The 22648-nt window shown below is 63.7% G+C and carries 21 protein-coding genes; 15 read left to right on the top strand and 6 right to left on the bottom strand.

The window, feature by feature from the left end; genetic code table 11:
* On the top strand, nt 1-379 hold a 379-nt coding region (locus tag B2Y33_RS11925), incomplete at its 5' end, for an amidohydrolase family protein (protein ID WP_288632951.1).
* Between the two features lie 96 nt (nt 380-475).
* Here the strand turns inward: B2Y33_RS11925 and fabB are convergent.
* The 5 genes from fabB to B2Y33_RS11900 all read right to left on the bottom strand — a co-directional run bounded on the left by fabB (nt 476) and on the right by B2Y33_RS11900 (nt 7363).
* Complete coding sequence (fabB, locus tag B2Y33_RS11920; protein ID WP_027916287.1) at nt 476-1696, bottom strand: beta-ketoacyl-ACP synthase I; 1221 nt, start codon at nt 1694-1696, stop codon at nt 476-478.
* Nucleotides 1697-1707: 11 nt separating this feature from the next.
* Nucleotides 1708-2223: a 3-hydroxyacyl-[acyl-carrier-protein] dehydratase FabA gene (gene fabA, locus B2Y33_RS11915; RefSeq protein WP_023533607.1), complete on the bottom strand. Its 516-nt coding sequence runs from the start codon at nt 2221-2223 to the stop codon at nt 1708-1710.
* 207 nt (nt 2224-2430) lie between these two features.
* Nucleotides 2431-4362, bottom strand: a complete 1932-nt coding sequence (locus tag B2Y33_RS11910) for an ATP-binding protein (RefSeq protein ID WP_206406003.1) — start codon at nt 4360-4362, stop codon at nt 2431-2433.
* On the bottom strand, nt 4359-5249 hold the full coding sequence (locus B2Y33_RS11905; protein WP_206406002.1) for an ABC transporter substrate-binding protein: 891 nt from the start codon (nt 5247-5249) through the stop codon (nt 4359-4361). Before B2Y33_RS11905 ends, B2Y33_RS11910 begins: the two co-directional genes overlap by 4 nt.
* Complete coding sequence (locus B2Y33_RS11900; protein WP_206406001.1) at nt 5249-7363, bottom strand: TonB-dependent receptor plug domain-containing protein; 2115 nt, start codon at nt 7361-7363, stop codon at nt 5249-5251. Before B2Y33_RS11900 ends, B2Y33_RS11905 begins: the two co-directional genes overlap by 1 nt.
* Nucleotides 7364-7564: 201 nt before the next feature.
* Between B2Y33_RS11900 and B2Y33_RS11895 the strand changes: the two genes are divergently transcribed.
* From B2Y33_RS11895 to B2Y33_RS11830, 14 genes are all read left to right on the top strand, one after another.
* The gene (locus B2Y33_RS11895; RefSeq protein WP_206406000.1) at nt 7565-8590 is read left to right on the top strand and encodes an NAD(P)H-dependent glycerol-3-phosphate dehydrogenase; all 1026 of its coding nucleotides are present in this window, start codon (nt 7565-7567) and stop codon (nt 8588-8590) included.
* 37 nt (nt 8591-8627) lie between these two features.
* Nucleotides 8628-8975, top strand: coding sequence for a DUF4389 domain-containing protein (locus B2Y33_RS11890; protein ID WP_027916282.1), 348 nt, complete (start codon nt 8628-8630; stop codon nt 8973-8975).
* Complete coding sequence (sixA, locus tag B2Y33_RS11885; protein WP_028686588.1) at nt 8972-9430, top strand: phosphohistidine phosphatase SixA; 459 nt, start codon at nt 8972-8974, stop codon at nt 9428-9430. Before B2Y33_RS11890 ends, sixA begins: the two co-directional genes overlap by 4 nt.
* A gap of 120 nt (nt 9431-9550) precedes the next feature.
* Entirely contained in the window at nt 9551-9937 is a 387-nt protein-coding gene (locus B2Y33_RS11880) for a hypothetical protein (protein WP_241194999.1), read from the top strand.
* A gap of 91 nt (nt 9938-10028) precedes the next feature.
* Nucleotides 10029-10817 carry an alpha/beta fold hydrolase gene (locus B2Y33_RS11875; protein ID WP_027916279.1) on the top strand — a complete coding sequence of 263 codons (789 nt, stop codon included), beginning with the start codon at nt 10029-10031 and terminating at the stop codon, nt 10815-10817.
* A complete protein-coding gene (locus B2Y33_RS11870; protein ID WP_206405999.1) occupies nt 10814-11668 on the top strand; it encodes an alpha/beta hydrolase in 855 nt (284 codons plus the stop codon). The genes B2Y33_RS11875 and B2Y33_RS11870 overlap by 4 nt, the downstream gene beginning before the upstream one ends.
* Nucleotides 11669-11777: 109 nt before the next feature.
* Nucleotides 11778-12572, top strand: coding sequence for a DUF4892 domain-containing protein (locus tag B2Y33_RS11865; RefSeq protein WP_027916277.1), 795 nt, complete (start codon nt 11778-11780; stop codon nt 12570-12572).
* 11 nt (nt 12573-12583) lie between these two features.
* Nucleotides 12584-13633 (top strand): AI-2E family transporter, encoded by a 1050-nt coding sequence (locus tag B2Y33_RS11860; RefSeq protein ID WP_059184147.1) that lies wholly within the window; start codon nt 12584-12586, stop codon nt 13631-13633.
* Between the two features lie 134 nt (nt 13634-13767).
* Nucleotides 13768-13857, top strand: a complete 90-nt coding sequence (gene kdpF, locus B2Y33_RS11855; RefSeq protein WP_033695165.1) for a K(+)-transporting ATPase subunit F — start codon at nt 13768-13770, stop codon at nt 13855-13857.
* A gap of 10 nt (nt 13858-13867) precedes the next feature.
* Nucleotides 13868-15562, top strand: coding sequence for a potassium-transporting ATPase subunit KdpA (kdpA, locus tag B2Y33_RS11850; protein WP_206405998.1), 1695 nt, complete (start codon nt 13868-13870; stop codon nt 15560-15562).
* A gap of 9 nt (nt 15563-15571) precedes the next feature.
* Nucleotides 15572-17626: a potassium-transporting ATPase subunit KdpB gene (gene kdpB, locus B2Y33_RS11845; RefSeq protein ID WP_059183793.1), complete on the top strand. Its 2055-nt coding sequence runs from the start codon at nt 15572-15574 to the stop codon at nt 17624-17626.
* Between the two features lie 10 nt (nt 17627-17636).
* The gene (kdpC, locus tag B2Y33_RS11840) at nt 17637-18203 is read left to right on the top strand and encodes a potassium-transporting ATPase subunit KdpC (RefSeq protein ID WP_027916273.1); all 567 of its coding nucleotides are present in this window, start codon (nt 17637-17639) and stop codon (nt 18201-18203) included.
* A 22-nt stretch (nt 18204-18225) separates the two neighbouring features.
* Nucleotides 18226-20880, top strand: a complete 2655-nt coding sequence (locus B2Y33_RS11835) for a sensor histidine kinase (RefSeq protein ID WP_197873668.1) — start codon at nt 18226-18228, stop codon at nt 20878-20880.
* The gene (locus B2Y33_RS11830; protein ID WP_027916271.1) at nt 20877-21572 is read left to right on the top strand and encodes a response regulator; all 696 of its coding nucleotides are present in this window, start codon (nt 20877-20879) and stop codon (nt 21570-21572) included. The genes B2Y33_RS11835 and B2Y33_RS11830 overlap by 4 nt, the downstream gene beginning before the upstream one ends.
* A 10-nt stretch (nt 21573-21582) precedes the next feature.
* Here the strand turns inward: B2Y33_RS11830 and B2Y33_RS11825 are convergent, their stop codons facing one another.
* A complete protein-coding gene (locus B2Y33_RS11825; RefSeq protein ID WP_027916270.1) occupies nt 21583-22488 on the bottom strand; it encodes a LysR family transcriptional regulator in 906 nt (301 codons plus the stop codon).
* Nucleotides 22489-22648 lie beyond the last annotated feature (160 nt).

Here is a 22648-nt window from a genome sequence, read left to right as displayed (position 1 = left end):
CAATCATCCGCATACGCGTTTCATCTGGGCACACGCCGGCAGCAGCATGGAAATTCACCGGCATCAGACACAGATGGATTTTCTACTGCCGGTGCTGACGCGATTACTCGAGGACTACCCGAACCTGTACGTGGACCTGTCGTGGAGTGTGCTCAAGCCCTACCTGCTCGATGAACAGGACGTCCCACGCAAAGCCTGGCTGGCGCTCGTTGAACGCTACCCAACGCGGTTCATGCTGGGCTCGGATGTGGTCGGCCGCTTCGATAGCCTGGGAGAGGAGATGGACAGTTTCAGGCCATTTCTGGATGCCTTGCCCGAGGATGTAGCCAGACGCGTGGCCAAGGACAACTTTCTGGCTGTGCTGCCCAAGGGTAAATGACAGCGTAGGTCGCGTCGGGCCCAACGGATCTGTTTTCCAGCGTAAATGAAAACGCCCCGAACCAGTCGGGGCGTTCTCTATTGGCGCGTCAGCGAATCACTTGCCTTCCCAGCGCTTGAGCACCAGGGTGGCATTGGTGCCGCCGAAACCGAAGCTGTTGCTCATGACCGTATCGATCTTGGCATTTTCTTCGGTCTTGCGCAGGATCGGCAGGTCAGCGACCGCCGGGTCCAGTTCGTCGATGTTGGCCGAGCCAGCGATGAAGTTGTTTTCCATCATCAGCAAGCAGTAGATCGCCTCGTGTACACCGGCAGCCCCCAGCGAGTGGCCGGACAGGCTCTTGGTTGAGCTGATCTTCGGTGCATTTTCGCCGAACACTTCGCGCACACCCTTCATTTCGGCAACGTCGCCCACTGGGGTAGAGGTGCCGTGGGTGTTCAGGTAGTCGATCGGCGTGTCGACGGTCGACAGCGCCTGCTGCATGCAGCGGATGGCGCCTTCGCCGCTTGGGGCGACCATGTCGTAGCCGTCGGAGGTGGCGCCATAGCCGATGATCTCGGCGTAGATCTTGGCGCCACGGGCCAGAGCGTGTTCCAGTTCTTCGACCACCACCATGCCACCGCCGCCGGCGATGACGAAGCCATCACGGTCCGCGTCATAGGCACGCGAGGCCAGTTCCGGGGTTTCGTTGCGCTTGGTCGACAGGGCGCCCATGGCATCGAACAGGAACGACTGGCTCCAGTGCTCTTCTTCACCGCCGCCGGCGAACACGATGTCCTGCTTGCCCCACTGGATCTGCTCCAGTGCGGTGCCGATGCAGTGAGCCGATGTAGCGCAGGCGGAAGAGATCGAGTAGTTGATGCCCTTGATCTTGAACGGCGTCGCCAGGCACGCCGAAACGGTGCTGCCCATGGTGCGAGTGACCCGGTAAGGGCCTACACGCTTGACGCCTTTTTCGCGCAGAGTATCCAGCGCTTCCATCTGGTTCAGGGTCGATGCACCGCCGGAGCCGGCCACCAGGCCGGTACGTGGGCTGGAGACCTGCTCATCGGTCAGGCCCGAGTCCTTGATGGCGTCCTGCATCGCCAGGTAGGCGTAGGCAGCCGCATGCCCGACGAAACGGAAGACCTTGCGGTCGATCAGCTCTTCGAGGTTGAGGTCGATGGAGCCGGAAACCTGGCTACGCAGCCCCATTTCCTTGTATTCCGGGTTGTAACGGATACCCGGACGGCTGTTGCGCAGGTTTTCGGTGACGGTAGCTTTGTCATTGCCCAGGCACGACACGATGCCCAGACCAGTGATAACGACGCGGCGCATGCGAATAACCCTTAGAAGTTGTCAGTGGAGGTGAACACGCCGACCCGCAGGCCTTCGGCGGTGTAGATCTCGCGGCCGTCGACGCTGACCGAACCATCGGCGATGGCCATGTTCAGCTTGCCTTTGAGCACGCGCTTGATGTGAATGTTGTAGGTGACGTTCTTGGCGGTAGGCAGCACCTGGCCGAAGAACTTCACTTCACCGGAGCCCAGTGCACGACCGCGGCCCGGCAGGCCTTGCCAGCCCAGGAAAAAGCCGACCAGCTGCCACATGGCATCGAGGCCCAGGCAGCCTGGCATCACTGGGTCGCCTTCGAAATGGCAGGCAAAAAACCAAAGATCAGGATTGATGTCCAGCTCGGCGACCAATTCACCTTTGCCGTACTTGCCGCCTTCTTCACTGATGTGGGTGATGCGATCGACCATCAGCATGTTCGGCGCGGGCAGTTGCGCATTACCTGGGCCGAACAGCTCACCGCGACTGCAGCGCAGCAAGTCTTCCCGAGTAAAGGCGTGTTGTTTGGTCATGCGAGCTCCTCAATAACCCCCTGCGGCAGGGGATGAATCTTCCCGGCCAGCCCGTCACGCATCGCGAACGGGGCGGCAGCCTACAGGTAGACTATTGCGTTGTAGTGAAAGTCACAGCGCACCTGTCGAAAGAAGTACAGGTGTGCACTGAAACGTCTATTTTCAGGTCCGAAAGGAGTCCTGTCCAGTGTTTAAGACTGCCGCACTTTAGCATTTATCGCCAGTCGCGGTTGCCTGTCCTGGCAGCCAGCGCTTCAGCACCTGCTGCAATTCACTGCGGCGCAGAGGTTTGCTCAGATAGTCATCCATTCCTGCGGCAAGGCATCGTTCGCGATCACCCTGCAATGCATTGGCAGTCAGGGCGATGATCGGTACGTGTGCACCGTGGGACAGCAGGCGCATCTGGCGCGTGGCCTCGTAACCATCCATGTAGGGCAGGCCACAGTCCATGAAAACGGCGGCGAAACGTTGCAGCCTGACCAGCTCCACGGCCTGCTGGCCGTCGTCGGCCGTGCTCACCTCAACGCCCAGGCTGCACAACATGGCCTCGGTGACGCTCTGGTTGACAGCATTGTCTTCGACCAGCAGTACCCTGGTGGGTTCGGTCCAGGCAAGCTGGCCGGGCGGCGCAGCGCGGCGGATCTGGCGCGCCGATGCTGGCAGTGCCAGTGGCATCTCCAGCGTGAAGGTCGAGCCATGGCCTTCAAGGCTCTGACCGTGCAGGTGCCCGCCCATGCGCTCGGCCAGGGTGCGCGCGATGGACAGGCCCAGGCCGGTGCCGCCGTAGCGGCGAGAAATCGAGCTGTCGGCCTGCTGGAAAGCGACGAACATCATCTCCAGACGATCATTGTCAATGCCGATGCCCGTGTCCTGCACGCTGCATGTCAGCCAGATGCGCTGCTCATCCATCAACTGCCAACGGGCTTCGACCCGCACCTGCCCCTGCTCGGTGAACTTCAGGGCATTACCGATCAGGTTCAGGAGAATCTGCCGGATCCGGGTAGGATCGCCGTTCACCTGCAACTGGGCGGTGTCCTCGGCCAGGCTCAAGTCGAGCGCCAGACCTTGTTGCTGTGCAGCATGCTGGAACGACTGGACGCAGTGGGTGATGAGCTCGCCGAGGTTGAAATCGATGTGTTCGAGCTGCAAGGCCGCCCGTTCGATCCGCGAAAAATCGAGGATGTCATTGATGACCCGCAGCAGATGCCCCGTCGACTCGCTCGCCACCGCGGTGTAGTCGGCCTGCTCGCTGCTCATCGAGGTGGTTTCGAGCAATTGCAGCATGCCCAATACGCCGTTTAGCGGTGTGCGCAGCTCGTGGCTCATCATGGCCAGGAAATCAGACTTGGCGCGGTTGGCCTGCTCGGCTTCCTCACGTGCCTGGATCAGCTCGGCGATGGCTTTTTTCTGCTCGGTGCTGGCCTGCTCGAGCGCATGCGCCAGGTTATTGATGTGCCGGGCCAGATGCCCTAGCTCGCTGTCGTCCACCACCGGAACCGGCGTGTCGTAGTGACCCTGCTGGATGGCCTTGACGGCATGGCCCATGTCGCTGATGGGCTTGGCCAGGCTCATGGCCAGACGGCGAGCCAGCAAAAATGTGAACAGCAGTGCGAACAACGCCAGCACTGCGGCCTTGATCACGATCTCCTGCTGACGCTGGCTGAACGCATCGTCCGACATGCCGACGATGACCCGGCCCAGGTAGTCATCGCCGATGGCCGGGGCAGCCGCCAGGCCTTCCTGCAAAAAGTCGCTTTCGAGTCGTATCTGCTGCAGACGAATCGGCGCTTGAAACACTTCCACCTGCTGGGCACGGTTGGTGCTTTCGTCAGACTGCTCGACGTACACCAGAATGTGATTGCGACTGTCCTGTACCTCCAGGAACCGCACGTGGGGAATGCTCAGCGTGGCGCGCATCAGGCCTTCGAGCACTTCGTTGTTGCCTGAGATGACCCCGTATTCGGACGCGGGCGCGAGCTGGTTGGCGATCAATTGGCCGGTGTGGTTGAGCTCCTGACGCAAATCCTGGATGCGCACGAACGTGAAGAAGCTGATCAATAGCAGCGTCAGCAGCAGCGCCGGGCCTAGGCTGATGATCTGCGTGCGCGTATGAATGTCCCAGTTCAGGCCCTTGGTCATGGGGTGCGCTCTCCATCAGCCAAGGCTTGGGCGGCGGTGTCGGGATCAATGGGCTCCAGGCCCAGCGCCCGTGCCACCTGCTGATTGCCGCTGACCCCGAAATGGGCTGGGTAGAGGCTGCGGGGCCAGCGCGCAGGTGATTGCCCGAGCAGGCTGTCGAGCACGCTTAACCAATCTTGCTGGTCGCTGTAGGTGCTGGCCAGCGCGCCGGCACGGACGAATCCGGCATTGGGGCCAATCAGGGCCATTTGACGGCCGTAACTGCTGAGCAACAGGTTTTTCGCTGTCTTGGAATTGTACAGGTCCGGATCATCAAGCCCGAGCAGCACGTCACTGCTGCCCAGCAGGTGTTGCAGGGGGCGGCTGTCACGTGGGTCGGGCCAAGCCTGTGCCACGATCTCGAGGCCAAGCGGTTGCGCGGCACGGCGCAGCTCATCAAGCAGAAACCCACTGTGTTCACCGTAGAGCACCCCGATGCGCCTGGCTTGCGGCAACAGGTAGCGGGTCAGGCGCAACTGCCGATCCAGTGGCAGGTCGCTCCACAACAAGGTGAGAAACCCGGGGCGTGACTTTCCCAGGCGCTGTTCCACCTGCACCCGGCTGACCCTCATGGCCAGTGCCGGTGGGCCGGCGGTTTGCGACAGGCGCCACTGTAATGCCTCGTCGTCCAGCAACACCAGGCGCAGGTCCAGGTCGAGCCGGCTCGGCGCAGGCAGCTCGCTGGCAGCCTGAAAATGGACGTGGTCGTTGGGGCGTCGACTTTCCAGGGCAGCGATGAAGCTGCGGATGCCTGGCTGGTCCTGGGCGCCGACCAGCAAGATCTCGCTGGCGGACAACTGCCCCAATGGCCACAGCCATAGCACCAACAGGCGCAGCAAGCGAACCATCAGAACTCCAGCTCCGCGCTCAGGCTCAGCCGCTGCCGGCTGTCATAGCGGTTCTGCACGGCGGTGGTGGGCTCATCATCCAGGCGTTGCTGCCACAGGGCTGCCAGTTCCAGATTGCTCCCGTACACGCGCCAGCGCTTGGCCACGCGCAGGTCCAGGCGCTCGTAGCGGTACTGATTGAGGGCATCGTCACCGTAGTAGAAAGCGCCACTGGACCAGCCGTGGCCCCAGTCCCTCATCCAGCCGGCAGAGCCGCTGTTGCTGGCGCTGAGGTTGCGGTCGGCAGGATTGCTGGCCCAGGCGTCGACATGGGCGAAGGTCAAGCGCAGCCGGTCGCGCAGGGTAGGGCGCCAATCGAACTGGGCCTCGCTGCCGCTGAAGCGCGCCCGGTTCGCATTGCTGGCAATGTACTGGTTGTTCTTGAGCGGCTCGCTGATCATGCCAGTGATCTCGTCGTAGAACACCTTCAGGTCCATGCTCAGGTCCAGGTCGCTGAAATAACCGTTGTAGCCCAGCTCACGCGAGCGCATGTGCTCCTGCTCCAGGTCACCAGGGCCGCGGGTCTTGACGAAGTATTCGCCATGCTGCTGGCCAAAGGCGTAGGGCATCAGGTTCTTGACGGTGTAGCTCCAGTTGACGTTGTTTTCGAACATGTCAGGCGAACGTACCGCCTCGGAATAGACGGCGCGCAGGCCATGGCGCGGGGTGATCAGGTAATTGACCGCCAACCGTGGGGTAAGCGAGCTGCCAGAGAGCCGCGAATCCTCGAACATGGCGCCGCCCTGCACGATCCAGTGCTCGTCGGCTCGCCATTCCAGTTGCCCGAAAAGCCGCCAGGTCTGGTCGTCGACGCTGCCATTGAAGTAGGTCTGCGAGTCGGCACGATCATAGCGATAGTTCATGCCGCTGAGCAGGCGCAGGCTGTCGGTCAGGCTGTAGGTGTCCTGTATTTCCAGGTCATAGCGGGTTTCGCGCGTGCTCTGGTCGACATCGCCGCACACCACGTCACTGCCGCCCTGACTGTTCCACTGTGCCTTGATCGCATCGACCAGGGCCTGCTCCTGGGGGTTGCTGCTAGGTGGCGGGTTGTTCGCGCCACGGGCTACCCGCTCGGCGTAATTGGGGTTCATCTGCCAGAGGCGGGTGAGTTCGGGGCTGAAGGACAGCGCCGCGTCGCAGGCTCGCCACACCTGCTGGCGGTCGAAATGCTGCGCCGAGCCCTGGACATACAGGCTGTGTTCAGCGGCAAAGTCGATGTTCCAACGCACCGAGCCTGCATAGTCCATGGCCTTGACGTCGGCATCCTTGCCGCGCTGGGTCACGAACGGGAATACCGGCTGGTAGGTATAAGGCCGCTGGTTGGTGCCTTCCTTGGCGGCCAGTTGCCATTCCAGTGTCTGGTCCACCGTCAGGGTATGGCTGGCGCTCAGGTTCAAACGTGTGGCGCGGCGGCTGTCACGGTAGTCCTGGCCGAACTGGTCATGGTCGAACCCGTCATCCTGCTGGCCCGACAGCGATAGACGCATATCGCCGTTGTCCCAGCCAAAGCCCTGGCTGGCATAGAAGTCGTCGATGCCGTTCTGCCCGCGTGTGATTTTCAGACGCGTGCCGTGGCTGTCGGCAGGATTGCGAGTGAGAATGTTCACCACGGCCATCAGGGCATTGGCGCCATAGCTGACCGTGTTCGGCCCCCTGAACACCTCGATCCGGTCGATGTCCTCCAGCGCCAGCGGGATATCGCTCCAGTCCACCGTCGCCAGCCCTGCCCGGTACACCGAGCGGCCGTCGATCAGCACCTGCATGCGACGTGCTTCGTTGACGTTGCTGCCGTGGTAATTGACGGTCGGTTGATTGCCCGCCCCGTAGCCCACCATCATGCCCGGCACGAGCCTCAGCAGTTCGGGAATGTCACGCGCGCCGCTGGCCCGGATCAACGCGCTGTCGAGCACGGTCATGCTCCCTGGCACCGCAGCCGGGGATTGTTTGAGGCGTGTTGCAGTCAAAACCTGTGGCAGGTCACTGTTGTCGATGAACAAGTCATCTGCCAGGGCAGGTGCACCGAGCAGGGCGGTCAACAGCAACAGCCGCGGGTAGGGAGGCGAGCCAGGGAGCACGGAGCGGCCTTGTATCGTGGGTAAACCGGCATGGTAAATGAACTTTGCCGTTTTGCCAGTGATCTGCGGCGGTATTGATGCTCGCCGACCGGTGGGTACATACCTGGCCTGGATGAGCGATGCCCGACCGGCCTTGGCGCGGGGCAGGCGACCCGTATAATGCGCCGGTCGCCATTTATTTTAGGTGTTAACGGATTGGATATGACTGATCAGCAACCTGTTGCAGTTCTGGGCGGCGGCAGCTTCGGCACGGCCGTGGCCAACCTGCTGGCACAGAACGGTGTGCCAGTGCGCCAATGGATGCGCGATCCGGCACAGGCCCAGGCGATGCGCGAGCATCGCGAGAACCCGCGTTACCTCAAGGGCATCGGGCTGCACGAAGGGGTGGAGCCGGTCAGTGACCTGCTGGCCACGCTTAAGGCCTGCGACCTGATTTTCGTGGCCTTGCCCTCCAGCGCCTTGCGCAGCGTATTGGCGCCACATGCCGACCTGTTGCGTGGCAAGGGGCTGGTCAGCCTCACCAAAGGGATCGAGGCCCAGACGTTCAAACTGATGAGCCAGATCGTCGAGGAGATCGCCCCGCAGGCGCGCATAGGTGTGCTTTCCGGGCCCAACCTTGCCCGGGAAATTGCCGAGCACGCCCTGACTGCCACCGTGGTGGCCAGTGAAGACGAGCTTTTGTGCCAGCAGGTGCAGGCTGTGCTGCATGGCAAGACTTTCCGCGTGTATGCCAGCAGTGACCGTTTTGGCGTGGAACTCGGCGGCGCCTTGAAGAACGTCTACGCCATCATCGCTGGCATGGCCGTGGCGCTGGGCATGGGCGAGAACACCAAGAGCATGCTGATCACCCGCGCCCTGGCCGAGATGACCCGCTTTGCGGTCAGCCAGGGTGCCAACCCCATGACTTTCCTGGGCCTGGCCGGCGTGGGCGACCTGATCGTCACCTGTTCCTCGCCCAAGAGCCGCAACTACCAGGTGGGCTACGCGCTCGGCCAGGGGCTGAGCCTGGATGAGGCCGTGAGTCGGCTGGGGGAAGTGGCAGAGGGGGTCAATACCCTCAAGGTGCTCAAGGCCAAGGCCCAGCAGGCGCAGGTGTACATGCCCCTGGTCGCTGGCCTGCATGCCATCCTGTTCGAGGGCCGCACGTTGAACCAGGTGATCGAGCACCTGATGAGCGCTGAGCCGAAGACCGATGTCGATTTCATTTCCACCAACGGCTTCAACTGAGCCCGGATAACCCTGGCAAAACGGCAAGGAGCGACACATGAACGATACCCCTGAACACGCCCAGCGCGAGTCCCTCATCCTGCGTGTGGTCTGGATGCTGGTTTTCCTGGTGGTCTGGCAATTGGCCGAGTTGGTGCTCGCAGGCCTGGTGGTGATCCAGTTGATCTATCGGCTGATCTACGGCGCCCCCAGCGCCAGCGTGATGGACCTTGGCGATAGCCTGAGCCAGTACTTGGCACAGATCGGACGTTTCGGCACCTTCCACACGGATCAGAAACCCTGGCCGTTTGCCGATTGGCCAGCACCACGCCCGGCCGACGGCGAGGCGCCCCACGTGGCGCGCGCGCCTGAGCCTGCCCAACCTGACCAAGAGCCCAAGCTGTGAACCTGTGGGTGTTGCGCCACGGCGAAGCCGAGCCGCGAGCCACCCGCGATGCCGAGCGGCGCTTGACCGCGCATGGTCGCGAGCAGGTGCTGCACAGCGCCGCACACCTGGCAGGCAAGCCATTGCAGGCGATCATTGCCAGCCCTTATGTCCGGGCGCAGCAGACCGCTGCGTTGGTTCATGAGGCATTGGGGTTGAGCGAGCCGGTAAGCACGGTGCCGTGGCTGACCCCCGAGAGCGATGTGCAACACGCGATCGGCCAGATCGAGCGCCTTGGCCTTGATCACGTGCTGTTGGTCAGCCACCAGCCACTGGTCGGGCACCTGGTCGGGCTGCTCGAACACGGTCACCTGCAGCGGCCAGCCGCCATGGGCACTGCCAGCCTGGCGGAACTTGAGGGTGATTGGCCCCTGGCAGGCCTGATGACGCTACGGGCCTTGCACACGTCCCGCTGATTGCCTGCCGTGGCTTTGCCAAGCGGGTTTGCAAGGGAGGTAACTGGCATTTTTGTCAGTTGTTTCAATCGATTGCGGTTTGCTAGCTTTGCCACAAAGGACATGTACAAGGTTGGGTCGATGACGGGCGAAATGTGGAAATTGTTGTGCTCGCTGGACCTGCAAACCACCACTGAGAAGGTCGAGCAAGGCATCGCCCTGGATCACGCCCAGCACAGCCTGCTGCGGGAGGTCGCCGACGCCAAGTTCTACCACCTGATGCGCAAGATCCAGACGGACACGGCGCTTGAGGAAAATCGACGTCAGCAGGCCGAGCAGGAGCTGCTCGCCTTGCAGCAAGCCTGCACCCGCGTGGCCCATCTGATGCAAACCAGCTGCCTGGCATTGCGCAGGCTGGAGCTGGACGCTGATGACCAGCGTCTGGCCCGTGAGACGCTGGAAACCCATCAAGTCTTCATCAAGGCGTGCCTGCGACGCTCGCTGGGCAGCTTTAATCGATCGGCATGACCTGATCGCCCTTGCCGATGACCTTTCCGAACGTTGCCTGAGCCCTGGTGGACACCCACAATGGGCCATTCTCTGCGCCCGGAAGCCCGCCATGCCGCAACCGATATTCTTTGCCCATGCCAATGGGTTTCCGTCGGCCACCTACGGCAAGCTGTTCGCCGCCCTGGCGCCGGACTACCACGTGCAGAGCCTGCCCCAGCACGGCCATGACCCGCGGTTTCCGGTGGACGCCAACTGGCAGAGCCTGGTGGACGAGCTGTTGTACCACCTTGAGCAGCAGCCCGACCCCGTATGGGGCGTGGGGCATTCGCTGGGGGGTGTTCTGCATTTGCATGCCGCCCTGCGCCGACCAGAACTTTACCGGGGCGTGGTCATGCTCGACTCGCCCGTGCTGACCCGCGCAGACCAGTTGCTGCTGCGCGCCGCCAAGCACCTGGGCTTGATCGACCGCATTACCCCAGCCGGTCGGACGCTAGGGCGGCGCGCCGAATTCGAAGATCGACTCAGTGCCCGCGCCTATTTCGCCAGCCGATCACTGTTCCGCCACTTCGACCCCGACTGCCTGGATGCCTACGTCGAACATGGCTTGCACGAGCAGCAGCACACGCTGTCCCTGCGCTTCGATCCTGCTACCGAAATCAGCATCTATCGCAACGTACCCCACCTGAACCCTGCGCCTGTCCGGCAGTTGCGCCTGCCGCTGGCCATGGTCCGTGGCCAGGCCAGTACCGTAGTGCGCCGCCATCATGCCTTGGCGGTGCGGGGCATACCGAAGGGGGAATACCACAGCGTTCCGGGTGGCCACATGTTCCCGCTGGAGCACCCGGAAGATACCGCCAGCCTGATCAAGGGCCTGTTCGATAGGTGGGGGCAGGCATGAAGGTGCAGGTCGAAGACATACGCTTGAATCTTGGCCATATCGAACTGGCCGGCCACGTGTTCGGCCCCGAGGACGGCCTGCCGGTCATTGCGTTGCACGGCTGGCTGGACAACGCCAACAGCTTCGCGCGTCTCGCGCCTCGCCTTCAGGGCCTGCGCATAGTGGCCTTGGACATGGCCGGTCATGGCCATTCGCAGCATCGCCCGCCGGGTGCCGGCTACGCGCTGGCCGACTACGCCTACGACATCGTGCGCGCAGCCGAGCAACTGGGCTGGGAGCAGTTCGCGCTGCTGGGCCATTCGCTTGGCGCCATCATCAGCGTGCAACTGGCCGCCGCACTGCCCGAGCGCGTCAGCCACCTGGCACTTATCGATGGCCTCATCCCGCCCACCGGCGAAGAGCAGGACGCCCCCGAGCGCCTGGGGATGGCGCTGCGTGCACAGATGCGCCTCGATACCAAGCGCAAGTCGGTGTACAGCACGCAGGACCAAGGCGTGGAGGCACGCATGAAGGGCATGGTGGCGGTGAGCCGCGAAGCGGCCGAGCTGCTGGCCCAGCGTGGGCTGATGCCCGTGGCCGGGGGGTACAGCTGGCGCAGCGACAGCCGCTTGACTTTGCCCTCGCCAGTGCGCCTGACGCAAGGCCAGGCAATGGCCTACGTGCGACACGTCAAGTGCCCCGGCTGCCTGGTGGTGGCAGCGCAGGGCATGCTGGCACGTCGCGAAGGGCTGCTTGAGCAGCTACCCTTTGAACAGGTGACCTTGCCCGGTGGCCATCACCTGCACCTGAACGATGAGCAGGGCGCAACGCTTGTAGCAGACTGTTTCAATCGCTTCTTTGGCTTTGCTTGACTTGCACCGGACAAGTGTCGAGGCTTGGCGGGTTGATCAGGGAGACAACCATGCAATTGCCAGACATGTACATGCTTCACCTTGACGCCGGGCGCCGCGTGGTTTGCCTATGACTGCGCCTGTCGCCTGGCGTTGCCTGCTGGCCGCCGGTACGCTGCTCGCCAGCTCTACGCTCTGGGCCGGCGGCCTGCCCGTGCCAGTGGACGCCAAGATTGTCGACCAGCGCCCGGCCGTGGAGCAGGAGCGCGTCTACCCATTGGGGCCACTGCGCAAGATCAGCGGCCGCCTGCGGGTGGAGGATAAAGTCGAGAGCCGTGGCCAGGTCAGCTCCACGACCTATGAACTGCCGGTTGAGCGCTCTGCGCGGGAGGCGTTCACGCGCGCGCGCGAGAGCTTGCAGCAAGAAGGCGGGTACCCGTTGTTCTGGTGCCAAGGCCGCGATTGTGGCGAGGCCAGCCTGTGGGCCAACGAAGTCTTTGCCAATGCTCGGCTCAATGGTGGCGATGAGCGCCAGGCGTTCATCCTGCTACGCCGCTCTGCCGACCAGGCTGATACGTTGGTCGCACTCTACAGCGTGACCCGTGGCAACCGGCGGGCCTACCTGCATGTGGAGGAGTTCGTCGCAGCCCACCCGTTGGGTGAGCTGCTGCCCACGGCTGCAACCGTGCTGCGTGAGATGCGTGACACCGGCAAGCTTGATTATCCTGATTTGAGCGACCCGCAGCCGGCCTGGGCAACCCTGCTTGCACGCAGCCTCAACCTGGACAGCACCTTGCGCGCCACCCTCAGCGGCGCCCAGGCCGAGGCCTGGCGTGAAGCGCTGATAAAGGCCGGTGTACGCAGCGCTCGCCTGGAAGTCGGCGACTCGCCCACCGATGGCCTGCACCTCGAACTGATTCGTTGACGGGCAAGACCATGGTTGAAAATGACCGCCTGCTGATCCAGATCCTGTTGCTGGCATTGCTGGGCGCCGGCCTGTGGGTCATGGCCCCCTTCATTTCGGCGCTGCTGTGGGGGGCCATCCTCGCATTCGCCAGCTGGCCCCTGATGCGTTTTCTCACCCGCGTGCTGGGTGGACGCGAAACCCTCGCCGCCGGTCTGTTGACCAGCGCCTGGATCCTCATCGTGGCGCTGCCTTTGGTCTGGCTGGGCTTCAACCTGGCTGACCACATTCGTGATGCGACCTTGTTCGTGCGTGATGTGCAGGTTGATGGCCTGCCGGATGCGCCCGTGTGGCTGATCGACATCCCGTTGGTAGGCGAACGCATGGCCAGCTGGTGGTCGTCGCTAGACCAGCAGGGCGCTGCGCTGTTGGCGTCGGTCAAACCCTACCTGGGGCAAGTGGGTAACTGGTTGCTGGCCCGCAGCGCGCAGATCGGCAGTGGCGTGCTGGAGCTCACCCTGAGCCTGGTCTTCGTGTTCTTCTTCTATCGCGACGGGCCGCGGCTCTCGGCGTTCGTGCTGCGGCTGCTGCACCGGCTGACTGGCGAGCGTGCCGAGTATTACCTGAACCTGGTAGCCGGCACGGTGCAACGGGTGGTCAACGGTGTGATCGGTACGGCGGCGGCGCAAGCCCTGCTCGCCTTGATCGGCTTTCTCATCGCAGGCGTGCCGGGTGCCATCGTGCTTGGGTTGGTCACCTTCATGCTCAGCCTGATCCCCATGGGCCCGCCGCTGGCCTGGCTGCCGGTGACCGGCTGGCTGGTATGGAAGGGTGAGTACGGCATGGCGATCTTCATGGGCATCTGGGGCACCTTCGTCATCAGTGGCGTGGACAACGTGCTCAAGCCCTACCTGATCAGCCGTGGCGGAGACCTACCGCTGGTGATCGTGTTGCTCGGCGTGTTCGGCGGCCTGATTGCCTTCGGCTTCATCGGCCTGTTCATTGGCCCGACGTTATTGGCCATAGGCTACAGCCTGCTGCTGGACTGGAGTCGCAACGTGCAGCCCACCCCGACTGCCTAGCCCTGCTGCCTGGCCGAACACCTTTCTTTACGTGTTCTTTATGCCAGGCCTGCCGCTTCGATCTCGAGCCTTTACGCTGGCCTGACCGAAAATCCCCGTAAAGCGGCCACTGCCGCATCAACGGGGAATCATTCATGAACGTGCTCGAAGGGATGTCACTGCTGATCGCGGTGGCCATGGCGGTGTACCTGCTGACGGCGCTATTGCGCGCCGATCGCAGTTAAGGGGTCGCCCATGCATGCCTACGATATCGCCTTGCTGCTGGCCTTCTTCGCCATAGTCCTGCTACCGGCCCCTTGGCTGGGAAGGTTCTACTTCAATGTCATGGAGGGCCGGCGCACGTGGCTTACGCCATTACTGGGACCGATCGAAAATGCCTGCTACCGGCTGGCTGGGATTTGCCCATCGCAGCAACAGGGCTGGCGCCACTATGCCCTGGCGCTGCTGTTCTTCAATTTGGTTGGGTTCCTCCTGCTGTTCGGCGCGCTGTTGGGCCAAGGCCTTTTGCCGTTGAATCCGCAGCGCTTACCCGGTCTTGAGTGGTCGCTGGCCTTCAACACCGCGGTCAGTTTCGTGACCAACACCAACTGGCAGGCCTACAGTGGCGAGGCCTCCATCAGCTACCTGAACCAGATGCTCGGCCTGACCGTGCAGAACTTTGTCAGTGCTGCCACGGGCCTGGCCGTGCTGGTAGCCCTGTGCCGTGGTATCGCCCGTCGCAGCAGTGCGGCCCTGGGCAATTTCTGGGTGGACATGACCCGGGCCACGCTTTATGGGCTTTTGCCCATGTCCTTGCTGCTGGCGCTGCTGTTGGTCTGGCAGGGCGTGCCACAGACCTTCAGCGACTATGCCCATGCCCTGACGTTGCAAGGGGCCGAGCAGTTGATCCCGCTCGGCCCGGCAGCCAGCCAGATTGCGATCAAGCAGCTGGGTACCAACGGCGGCGGCTTCTTCGGCGTCAATTCGGCGCATCCGTTTGAAAACCCGACAGCGTGGAGCAACCTGTTCGAGGTATCGGCGATCATCCTGATTCCCGTGGCTCTGGTGTTCATGTTCGGCCATTACGTGAAAGACCTGCGCCAGAGCCGCGCCATTGTGGCCTGCATGCTTGCACTGTTTCTGGTCGGCGGCGCCTCGGCCTTGTGGTCCGAACATCAGCCCAACCCAGCGCTGCACGCCAGCGAGGTAGAGCAGGCAGCCCCTCTGGAAGGCAAGGAAAGTCGCTTTGGCACCACCGGATCGGTGTTGTGGACGGTCACCACCACGGCCGCTTCCAACGGTTCGGTCAATGCCATGCACGACAGCCTCAACCCACTGACCGGCATGGTGGCCATGGTCAACATGATGGTCGGCGAAGTCATCTTCGGCGGCGTCGGGGCGGGCCTGTACGGCATGTTGCTGTTCGTGCTGATCGCGGTGTTTCTCTGCGGGCTGATGATCGGCCGCACGCCGGAATACCTGGGCAAGAAGCTTCAAGCCCGTGAGGTGCAACTGTTGGTGGCGACCTTGTTGGTGATGCCGGTCGGCGTGCTGGTACTGGCCGCCGTCGCTGCCAGCCTTCCAGGGCCGGCCACAGCGGTCAGCAACCCCGGCGCCCATGGTTTCAGCCAGTTGCTGTATGCCTATACCTCCGGGGCCGCCAACAATGGGTCAGCCTTCGCAGGCTTTGGCGCCAACACGGTGTTTCACAACCTCATGATCGGTCTGGCGATGCTGATCGGGCGTTTTGGTTACATCCTGCCAATCCTGGCGCTGGCAGGGAGCCTGGCAGCCAAGCCACAGGCACCTCAAGGCCCCAACAGCTTCCCCACCCATGGGCCACTGTTCACCTTCCTGCTGCTGCTGACCCTCCTGCTGGTAGGCGGGCTGACCTTCCTCCCGACCTTGGCCTTGGGACCGATTGCCGACCATTTGAGCCAGGCCTATTGAGAGATGACCATGAACATGCCCATTCCAGAGATCAAGGCCCAACCAGACGCAGCAGCCCAGACGCGGCTGGCCGCGCTGTGGCGGCCGGCATTGCTGCAGGCGTTCCTCAAGCTCGATCCGCGTCAGCTCAAGCGCTCACCTGTCATGCTGGTGGTGGCCATCACGGCCGTACTGACCACCGTGCTGTGCCTGACCCCAGCCAATGGCGTCACCCCAGGCGTTGCGGTGCAGATCGCCGCCTGGCTATGGTTCACCGTGCTGTTTGCCAACTTCGCCGAGGCCCTTGCCGAAGGCCGGGGTAAAGCCCGTGCCGACAGCCTCAAAGCCGGCAGCCAGGGGCTCTCGGCCAGGCGGCGCAACCCGGATGGCAGCTTCGACAACGTCCCGGCCGCGTCCCTGCGCAAGGGTGATGTCGTCCGGGTCGAGGCTGGGGAGATGATCCCCGCCGACGCCGAGGTGATAGAAGGCATCGCTGCCGTCAACGAGGCAGCCATCACCGGGGAATCCGCGCCCGTCATTCGCGAGTCAGGCGGCGATCGTTCGGCGGTGACCGGCAATACCCGTCTGGTGTCGGACTGGCTGCTGATCCGCATCGCCAGCAACCCCGGTGATTCCACCCTGGACCGCATGATCGCCCTGGTCGAGGGCGCGCGCCGGCAAAAAACGCCCAACGAGATCGCCCTGGACATGCTGTTGATCGGCCTGACCCTGGTGTTTCTGATCGTGGTGGTGACCCTGCAACCCTTTGCTCACTTCGCTGGGGGCAGCTTGCCGCTGATCTTCCTGGCCGCGTTGCTCGTCACACTCATTCCCACCACCATCGGCGGCCTGCTCTCGGCCATCGGCATCGCCGGCATGGACCGCCTTGTGCGCCTCAATGTCATCGCCCGTTCAGGGCGCGCCGTGGAAGCCGCAGGCGATGTGCACACCTTGATGCTGGACAAGACCGGTACCATCACTTTCGGTAACCGCCGCTGCAGCGCACTGTACGCTGCGCCCGGGGTGACGGCCCGTGAGCTGGGGGAGGGGGCTTTGCTGGCTTCGCTGGCCGACGACACGGCAGAGGGCAAGTCGATCGTCGAGTACCTGCATCAGCTTCATGATTTCGTCGAACCGCCGGCCGGGCACTACCAACCGGTGGCCTTCACTGCCCAGACACGCCTGTCTGGTATCGACCTGGGGGCACATCGTTATCGAAAAGGCGCCGTCGATGCGCTCCTTGCCTTCGTCGATATGCCGCGCGCGGATATGCCGCCAGCCCTTGCCCGTGAGGTAGAGCGCATCGCCCAGTCAGGCGGTACGCCGCTGCTGGTCTGCGTCGACAAGCGCCTGTTGGGCGTGATTCACCTCAAGGATGTGGTCAAGCCTGGCATTCGCGAACGCTTTGCCGAACTGCGCAAACTGGGCATCAGGACCGTGATGGTCACTGGCGACAACCCGCTCACGGCAGCCGCGATCGCGGCCGAAGCAGGCGTGGACGATGTGCTGGCCGAGGCTACACCGGAGAAAAAACTGGCGCGCATTCGCCAGGAGCAGCAAGACGGGCGCCTGGTGGCCATGTGCGGCGATGGTGCCAACGACGCGCCAGCCCTGGCCCAGGCGGATGTGGGCATGGCCATGAACGATGGTACCCAGGCTGCCCGTGAGGCGGCCAACATGGTCGATCTGGACAGTGATCCGACCAAGCTGCTGGACGTGGTGCACGTTGGCAAGGCGCTGCTCGTCACCCGTGGGGCGCTGACCACCTTTTCCATCGCCAACGACGTGGCCAAGTATTTCGCCATATTGCCAGCCTTGTTTGCGGTGATTTACCCGCAGCTGGGCGTGCTCAACATCATGCAGCTGGCAAGCCCGCAGAGCGCCATCCTGTCTGCCATCGTGTTCAACGCACTGATCATCGTCGTGCTCATTCCGTTGGCCCTGCGTGGGGTGCAGATCAAGGCTGCCAGCGCTGCGCAGCTGCTCAGGCGCAACCTGCTGATCTACGGACTGGGCGGCATCATCGTACCGTTTGCCGGCATCAAGGTCATCGACCTGTTGCTCAACGCCTTGCACCTGGTCTGAGGAGGCCATCATGACTGCATACCTACGCCCGGCCCTGAGTCTGCTCCTGTCGATGACCTTTCTGACAGGTGCGCTGTACCCCTTGGCAGTCACGGGTATTGCCCAGGTGGCGTTCCCCTACCAGGCCAATGGCAGCCTGGTGCAAGACGAGCAGGGGCGTGTGCGCGGCTCTGCCTTGATCGCCCAGCGCTTCGAGGGTGACGGTTGGTTTCATTCCCGTCCTTCGGCAGGTGATTTCGCGACCGTGGCCAGCAGCGCGAGCAACCTTGCCCCTGGCAATCCCGCGTTGATGCAGCGTGTCCAGGCACAGGCGGGTGCGTTGTACCGGCCAGGGCAGGGGCCGGTCCCCTTGGCCTTGGTCACGACCTCGGGCAGTGGGCTGGACCCCCACCTGCCGCCGCAGGCCGTGGCGTATCAATTGCCACGGGTAGCTGCCGCCCGGCATCTACCCGTCGAACGCTTGCAGAGTCTGCTCGAAGCCGCCACGCTGCGCCCATTGGTGGGCCCTGCGGTGGTCAACGTCCTGGCCCTTAACCAGGCGCTGGAAAAGACGAGCCGTTCGGGCCAGGGCCTGTGACCCTTGCTGTGAAGGAAATCCCATGAGTGACTCCGACCGCGCCGATGCGCTGCTGGCGAATTTCCCCCAGCCAGGGCGAGGCCGGCTGAAGGTGTTTCTTGGCGCCGCGCCCGGTGTCGGCAAGACCTTTGCCATGCTCACCCACGCCCATGCCCAGCAGCGCATGGGCCGCCCGGTACTGGTAGGCGTGGTCGAAACCCATGGCCGTGCCGAAACCGAGGCCCTGTTGGCGGGCTTGCGCCAGCAACCGATGCTACGCACCCGTTACCGGGGCGTGACCTTGCACGAAATGGACCTGGATGGGGTGCTCGGTACCCCGGGCAGCCTGGTGCTGGTGGACGAGTTGGCCCACAGCAACGCACCGGGCAGCCGCCACGCCAAGCGCTGGCAGGATGTGCAGGAACTGCTGGCCGCCGGCATCGACGTCTACACCACGGTCAATGTCCAGCACCTGGAGAGCCTCAACGACAAGGTGCGCGATATCACCGGTGTCCTGGTGCGTGAAACGGTGCCGGACTGGGTGGTGCACGAAGCGTTCGACCTGTTGCTGGTGGACTTGCCGCCGCGCGACCTGCTCGAACGCTTGCGCGAAGGCAAGGTGTATGTGCCTGAGCAAGCGCGCGCGGCCATCGACGCATTCTTTTCCCAGCGCAACCTCAGCGCGCTGCGCGAACTGGCCATGCAGGCCGCTGCCGCCCAGGTCGATGCCGATGCGGCCCAGGGCTATCGCCAAGGCGGCGCTGCAGCGCCAGCGCTGCGTGGGCGCTTGCTGGTCGGTGTGGATGGCGATGACCAGGCCGAGCGCTTGGTGCGTCATGCCAGCCGCGTGGCGCAGCGCCGGCACCTACCCTGGAGCCTGGTCCACGTGGACAACGGTCGCCTGCGCGACGAGAGCGGGCGCCAGCGGTTACAGGCCGCCCAGCAACTGGCCGAGCGCCTGGGTGGGGACGTGGTCGTGCTGCGCGCCGCGGAGGTGGCCCGTACACTGATCGAGCATGCCCGAGAGCGGCGTGCCAGCGTGGTACTGGTCGGACAGTCCCGAGACCGGTGGCGCCGCCGCCTGTTCGGCGCTGGTGTCGCTGCACGGCTGTTGCGGGCCAGTCAGGGTCTGGAGGTCAATGTGCTCGATCGCGACGTCCTGCGCTCGGCACCCAAGCCAACGGCCCGGTATGCGTGGGTGTGGCGACATTACCTGCTGGCGCTGGCAGCGACCGCTCTGGCGGCGGGCCTGGCCTGGGCAGTGGCCAGCGTGCTGGCATTGCCCAACATTTCCCTGGTGTTTCTGGCAGCGGTCCTGCTGGTGGCGGTGCGCACCAGCCTTGGCCCCGCCCTGGCCTGTGCGCTGCTTTCATTCCTGGCGTACGATTTTCTGTTCATTCCGCCCAACTTTTCCCTGAGTATCCAGCGCGAAGAGGACGTGCTGACCCTGGTGTTCTTCCTGCTGATGGCCGCGCTCACGGGTAACCTGGCCGCGCGCCAGCGCAGCCAGTTGCAGGCCCTGCGTGAAACCCAGGCGCAAACCATCCAGTTGTTGGACCTGTCTCGACGCCTGACCGGGGCCACGGACCGTCAGGCGGTGCTGGAGGTTGCGCACCAGCACCTCGATGGTCGGCTTGGTTGGCAGGTCTGCATCCTGCAGCGCGACGAGCATGGCCAACTGCACATAGCCAGCGGCGGTCCCATTGCTTTCACCGATAACGAGCGCGCCGCGGCCCAGTGGGCCTGGCAGCACGACCAGGCGGCCGGGCGCAGCAGCGACACCCTGCCCGAAGGGCGTTGGTGGTGGTGGCCCTTGACCGTGGACAGCCAGCCTCTGGCCTTGATGGGTGTGTCTGAGCGCCCAGGCCAGGCACTCAGTGGCCCCGACCGGCGATTGCTTCGTGGCTTGGCGCAGCCTGTGGCCCAGGCCCTGGCGCGGGCGCAGTTGTCCGAGCAGTTGGAGGCGGCGCGTCTGCACGGTGAGACCGAACAACTGCGCAGTGCGTTGCTGGCCTCCGTATCCCACGACTTGCGCACGCCGCTGACGTCCATGCGCGGCAGCATCGACAGTTTGCTGGCGTTGGGCGAGGCCCTTGCCGAGTCGGACCGGCGTGAGCTGCTCGAAGGCACCCGCGACGAAGCCGAGCGGCTGGACCGCTATATTCAGAACCTGCTGGACATGACCCGCCTGGGGCACGGCAGTCTCAAGCTGGCACGGGACTGGGTAGCGCCTGCCGACATCGTGGGCAGCGCGTTGCATCGACTGCGCGCCGTGCTGGCACCCCTGAACCTGGAAACTCAGGTGCCGGCCAACTTGCCGCTGCTGTTCGTGCATGCCGCGTTGATCGAGCAGGCCCTGGTCAACGTGCTCGAGAATGCCGCGCGGTTTTCGCCTGCTCAGGGGCGGCTGCGCGTCGAGGTGACGGCGCGCGACCAGCAACTGCACATCGCCGTCAGCGATGAAGGCCCTGGCATTGCCCTGGCAGATCGGGACAAGGTCTTCGACATGTTCTACACCGCTGCCCGCGGTGATCGCGGTGGTCAGGGCACCGGCCTGGGCTTGGCGATCTGCCAGGGGATGATCGGGGCACATGGCGGTCAGGTCAGGGTTGGCGAGGGCATCGATGGCGTTGGCACCTGCATGACTTTATGCTTGCCGCTGCCTACCCAACCGGATACCGGAAGCGACCTGCCATGAGCCAGACCGCCACTTTGCTGGTCATCGATGATGAGCCCCAGATCCGCAAATTCCTGCGCATCAGCCTGGCTTCCCAGGGTTATAAAGTCCTAGAAGCGGAGAACGGCACCCAGGGGCTGGCGCAGGCGGCCTTGGGTAAGCCTGACCTGGTGGTCCTGGACCTGGGCCTGCCGGACATGGACGGGCAGCAGGTGCTGCGCGAACTGCGCCAGTGGAGCACGGTGCCGGTGGTGGTCTTGTCGGTACGCGCCAGCGAAGCGCAGAAGGTCGACGCCTTGGACAGCGGCGCCAACGACTATGTGACCAAGCCGTTTGGCATTCAGGAGTTTCTCGCACGTATTCGTGCGCTGCTCAGGCAGATACCGCAGACGGGCGGTGCCCCAGCCTGCCTCAGCATTGGGCCGCTGACCGTCGATCTTGCCTTGCGACGCGTGACCCTGGATGACGCCGAAGTGACCTTGACCCGCAAGGAATATGCACTGTTGGCGCAGCTTGCAAGCCATCCGGGGCGCGTCATCACTCAGCAGCAACTGCTCAAGGACATCTGGGGGCCAACCCATGTGGGTGACACGCATTATTTGCGCATCGTGGTCGGGCACCTGCGGCAAAAGCTTGGCGACGACCCAATGGCGCCGCGCTTCATTGCCACCGAGGCAGGGGTAGGGTACCGGTTGCTCGCCCCGGTGCAGTGACTGGCCTGGCTCAGGCTCTGGGCGGGTCCTTCTCGAACAGCGTGCGGACGCTGTCCAGGTAGTGCCGTGCGCCCAGGCCCAAGGGTCTGGATTTGATCCAGATGATGTCCACCCACAGGCGCAGGCGGCTGGCCATATTGTCCATGCGCACCTCTGCCAGCGCGCCTGACGCGATGAGCGGCTCTACCAGGGGCTGTGGCAAATAAGCCCAGCCAAGGCCTGATTGCACCAGGTCCAGTGTGGCCAGGTAGCTGTCGGTCAGCCAGATGCGTCGGGACAGCACCATGCGCGGGTCAGAGCCGGTGGGGTTGCCGGAGGCGACGATGATCTGCCGCTGTTCGGCGAAGGCTTCTTCGGGCAGGGGCATGGCACCCTGCACGCCGGCAGGGTGACGCGGGGAGGCGACGGCCACCAGTAGCTGACTGCCGGCTTCGAGAAACGACTCGCGCTCATCGATACCCGGGCGTTCGAAGACCAGTGCCAGTTGCACGGTGCCGTCGTGCAGCAAGCGGATGGCCTCGCGCTGGCTGGCCGAGCGCACCTCCACTTCCAGGCCGGGAAAGGCCTGCGCCAAGGCGTGTAGGGGTTGGCTCCAGGGCCCGGTTTGCAGTTCGGGTGCCATGGCGAGGGTCAGGCGCTTTTCCAAGCCTTGGTGCAGTTGCAGGGCCTGGGCATCGAGCAGGTTCAGCTGGCAGATCACTTGCCTGGCTTGCGGCTCCAGCGCCAGTGCTGCGCTGGTGGGCAAGGCTTTGCGGGTGGTGCGGTCGAACAGCGGCAGGTCCAGTTCTGCCTCCAGTTGCGCGATGGCCATGCTTATTGCGGATGGCACCCGGCCTAGCTTGCGCGCTGCAGCGGAAAAGGACCCGGCCTCCAGCACGGCCAGGAAGATCGTAAGGGAGTCACTGGTGAAGGCCATGCGGGTGCCTGATGCTGAGCGGGGTGGGGGTCGAGGGTAATACTGGGGCGGGGAGATTGCTACCGCCTTACGGGTCTTCGGGGTTCATCTATAAGATTCGTCCTGAAATGGGGCTGGAGCTTTAGCCCAAGATGCCGTCGCCGTTGCCGTTGCCGTTGCC

Origin of the sequence: Pseudomonas sp. UBA5666, assembly GCF_002420785.1 — a bacterium.
GTDB lineage: Bacteria > Pseudomonadota > Gammaproteobacteria > Pseudomonadales > Pseudomonadaceae > Aquipseudomonas > Aquipseudomonas fulva.
Note: the sequence above shows the minus strand (reverse complement) of the source record. Positions and strands in the feature narration are given on the sequence as shown.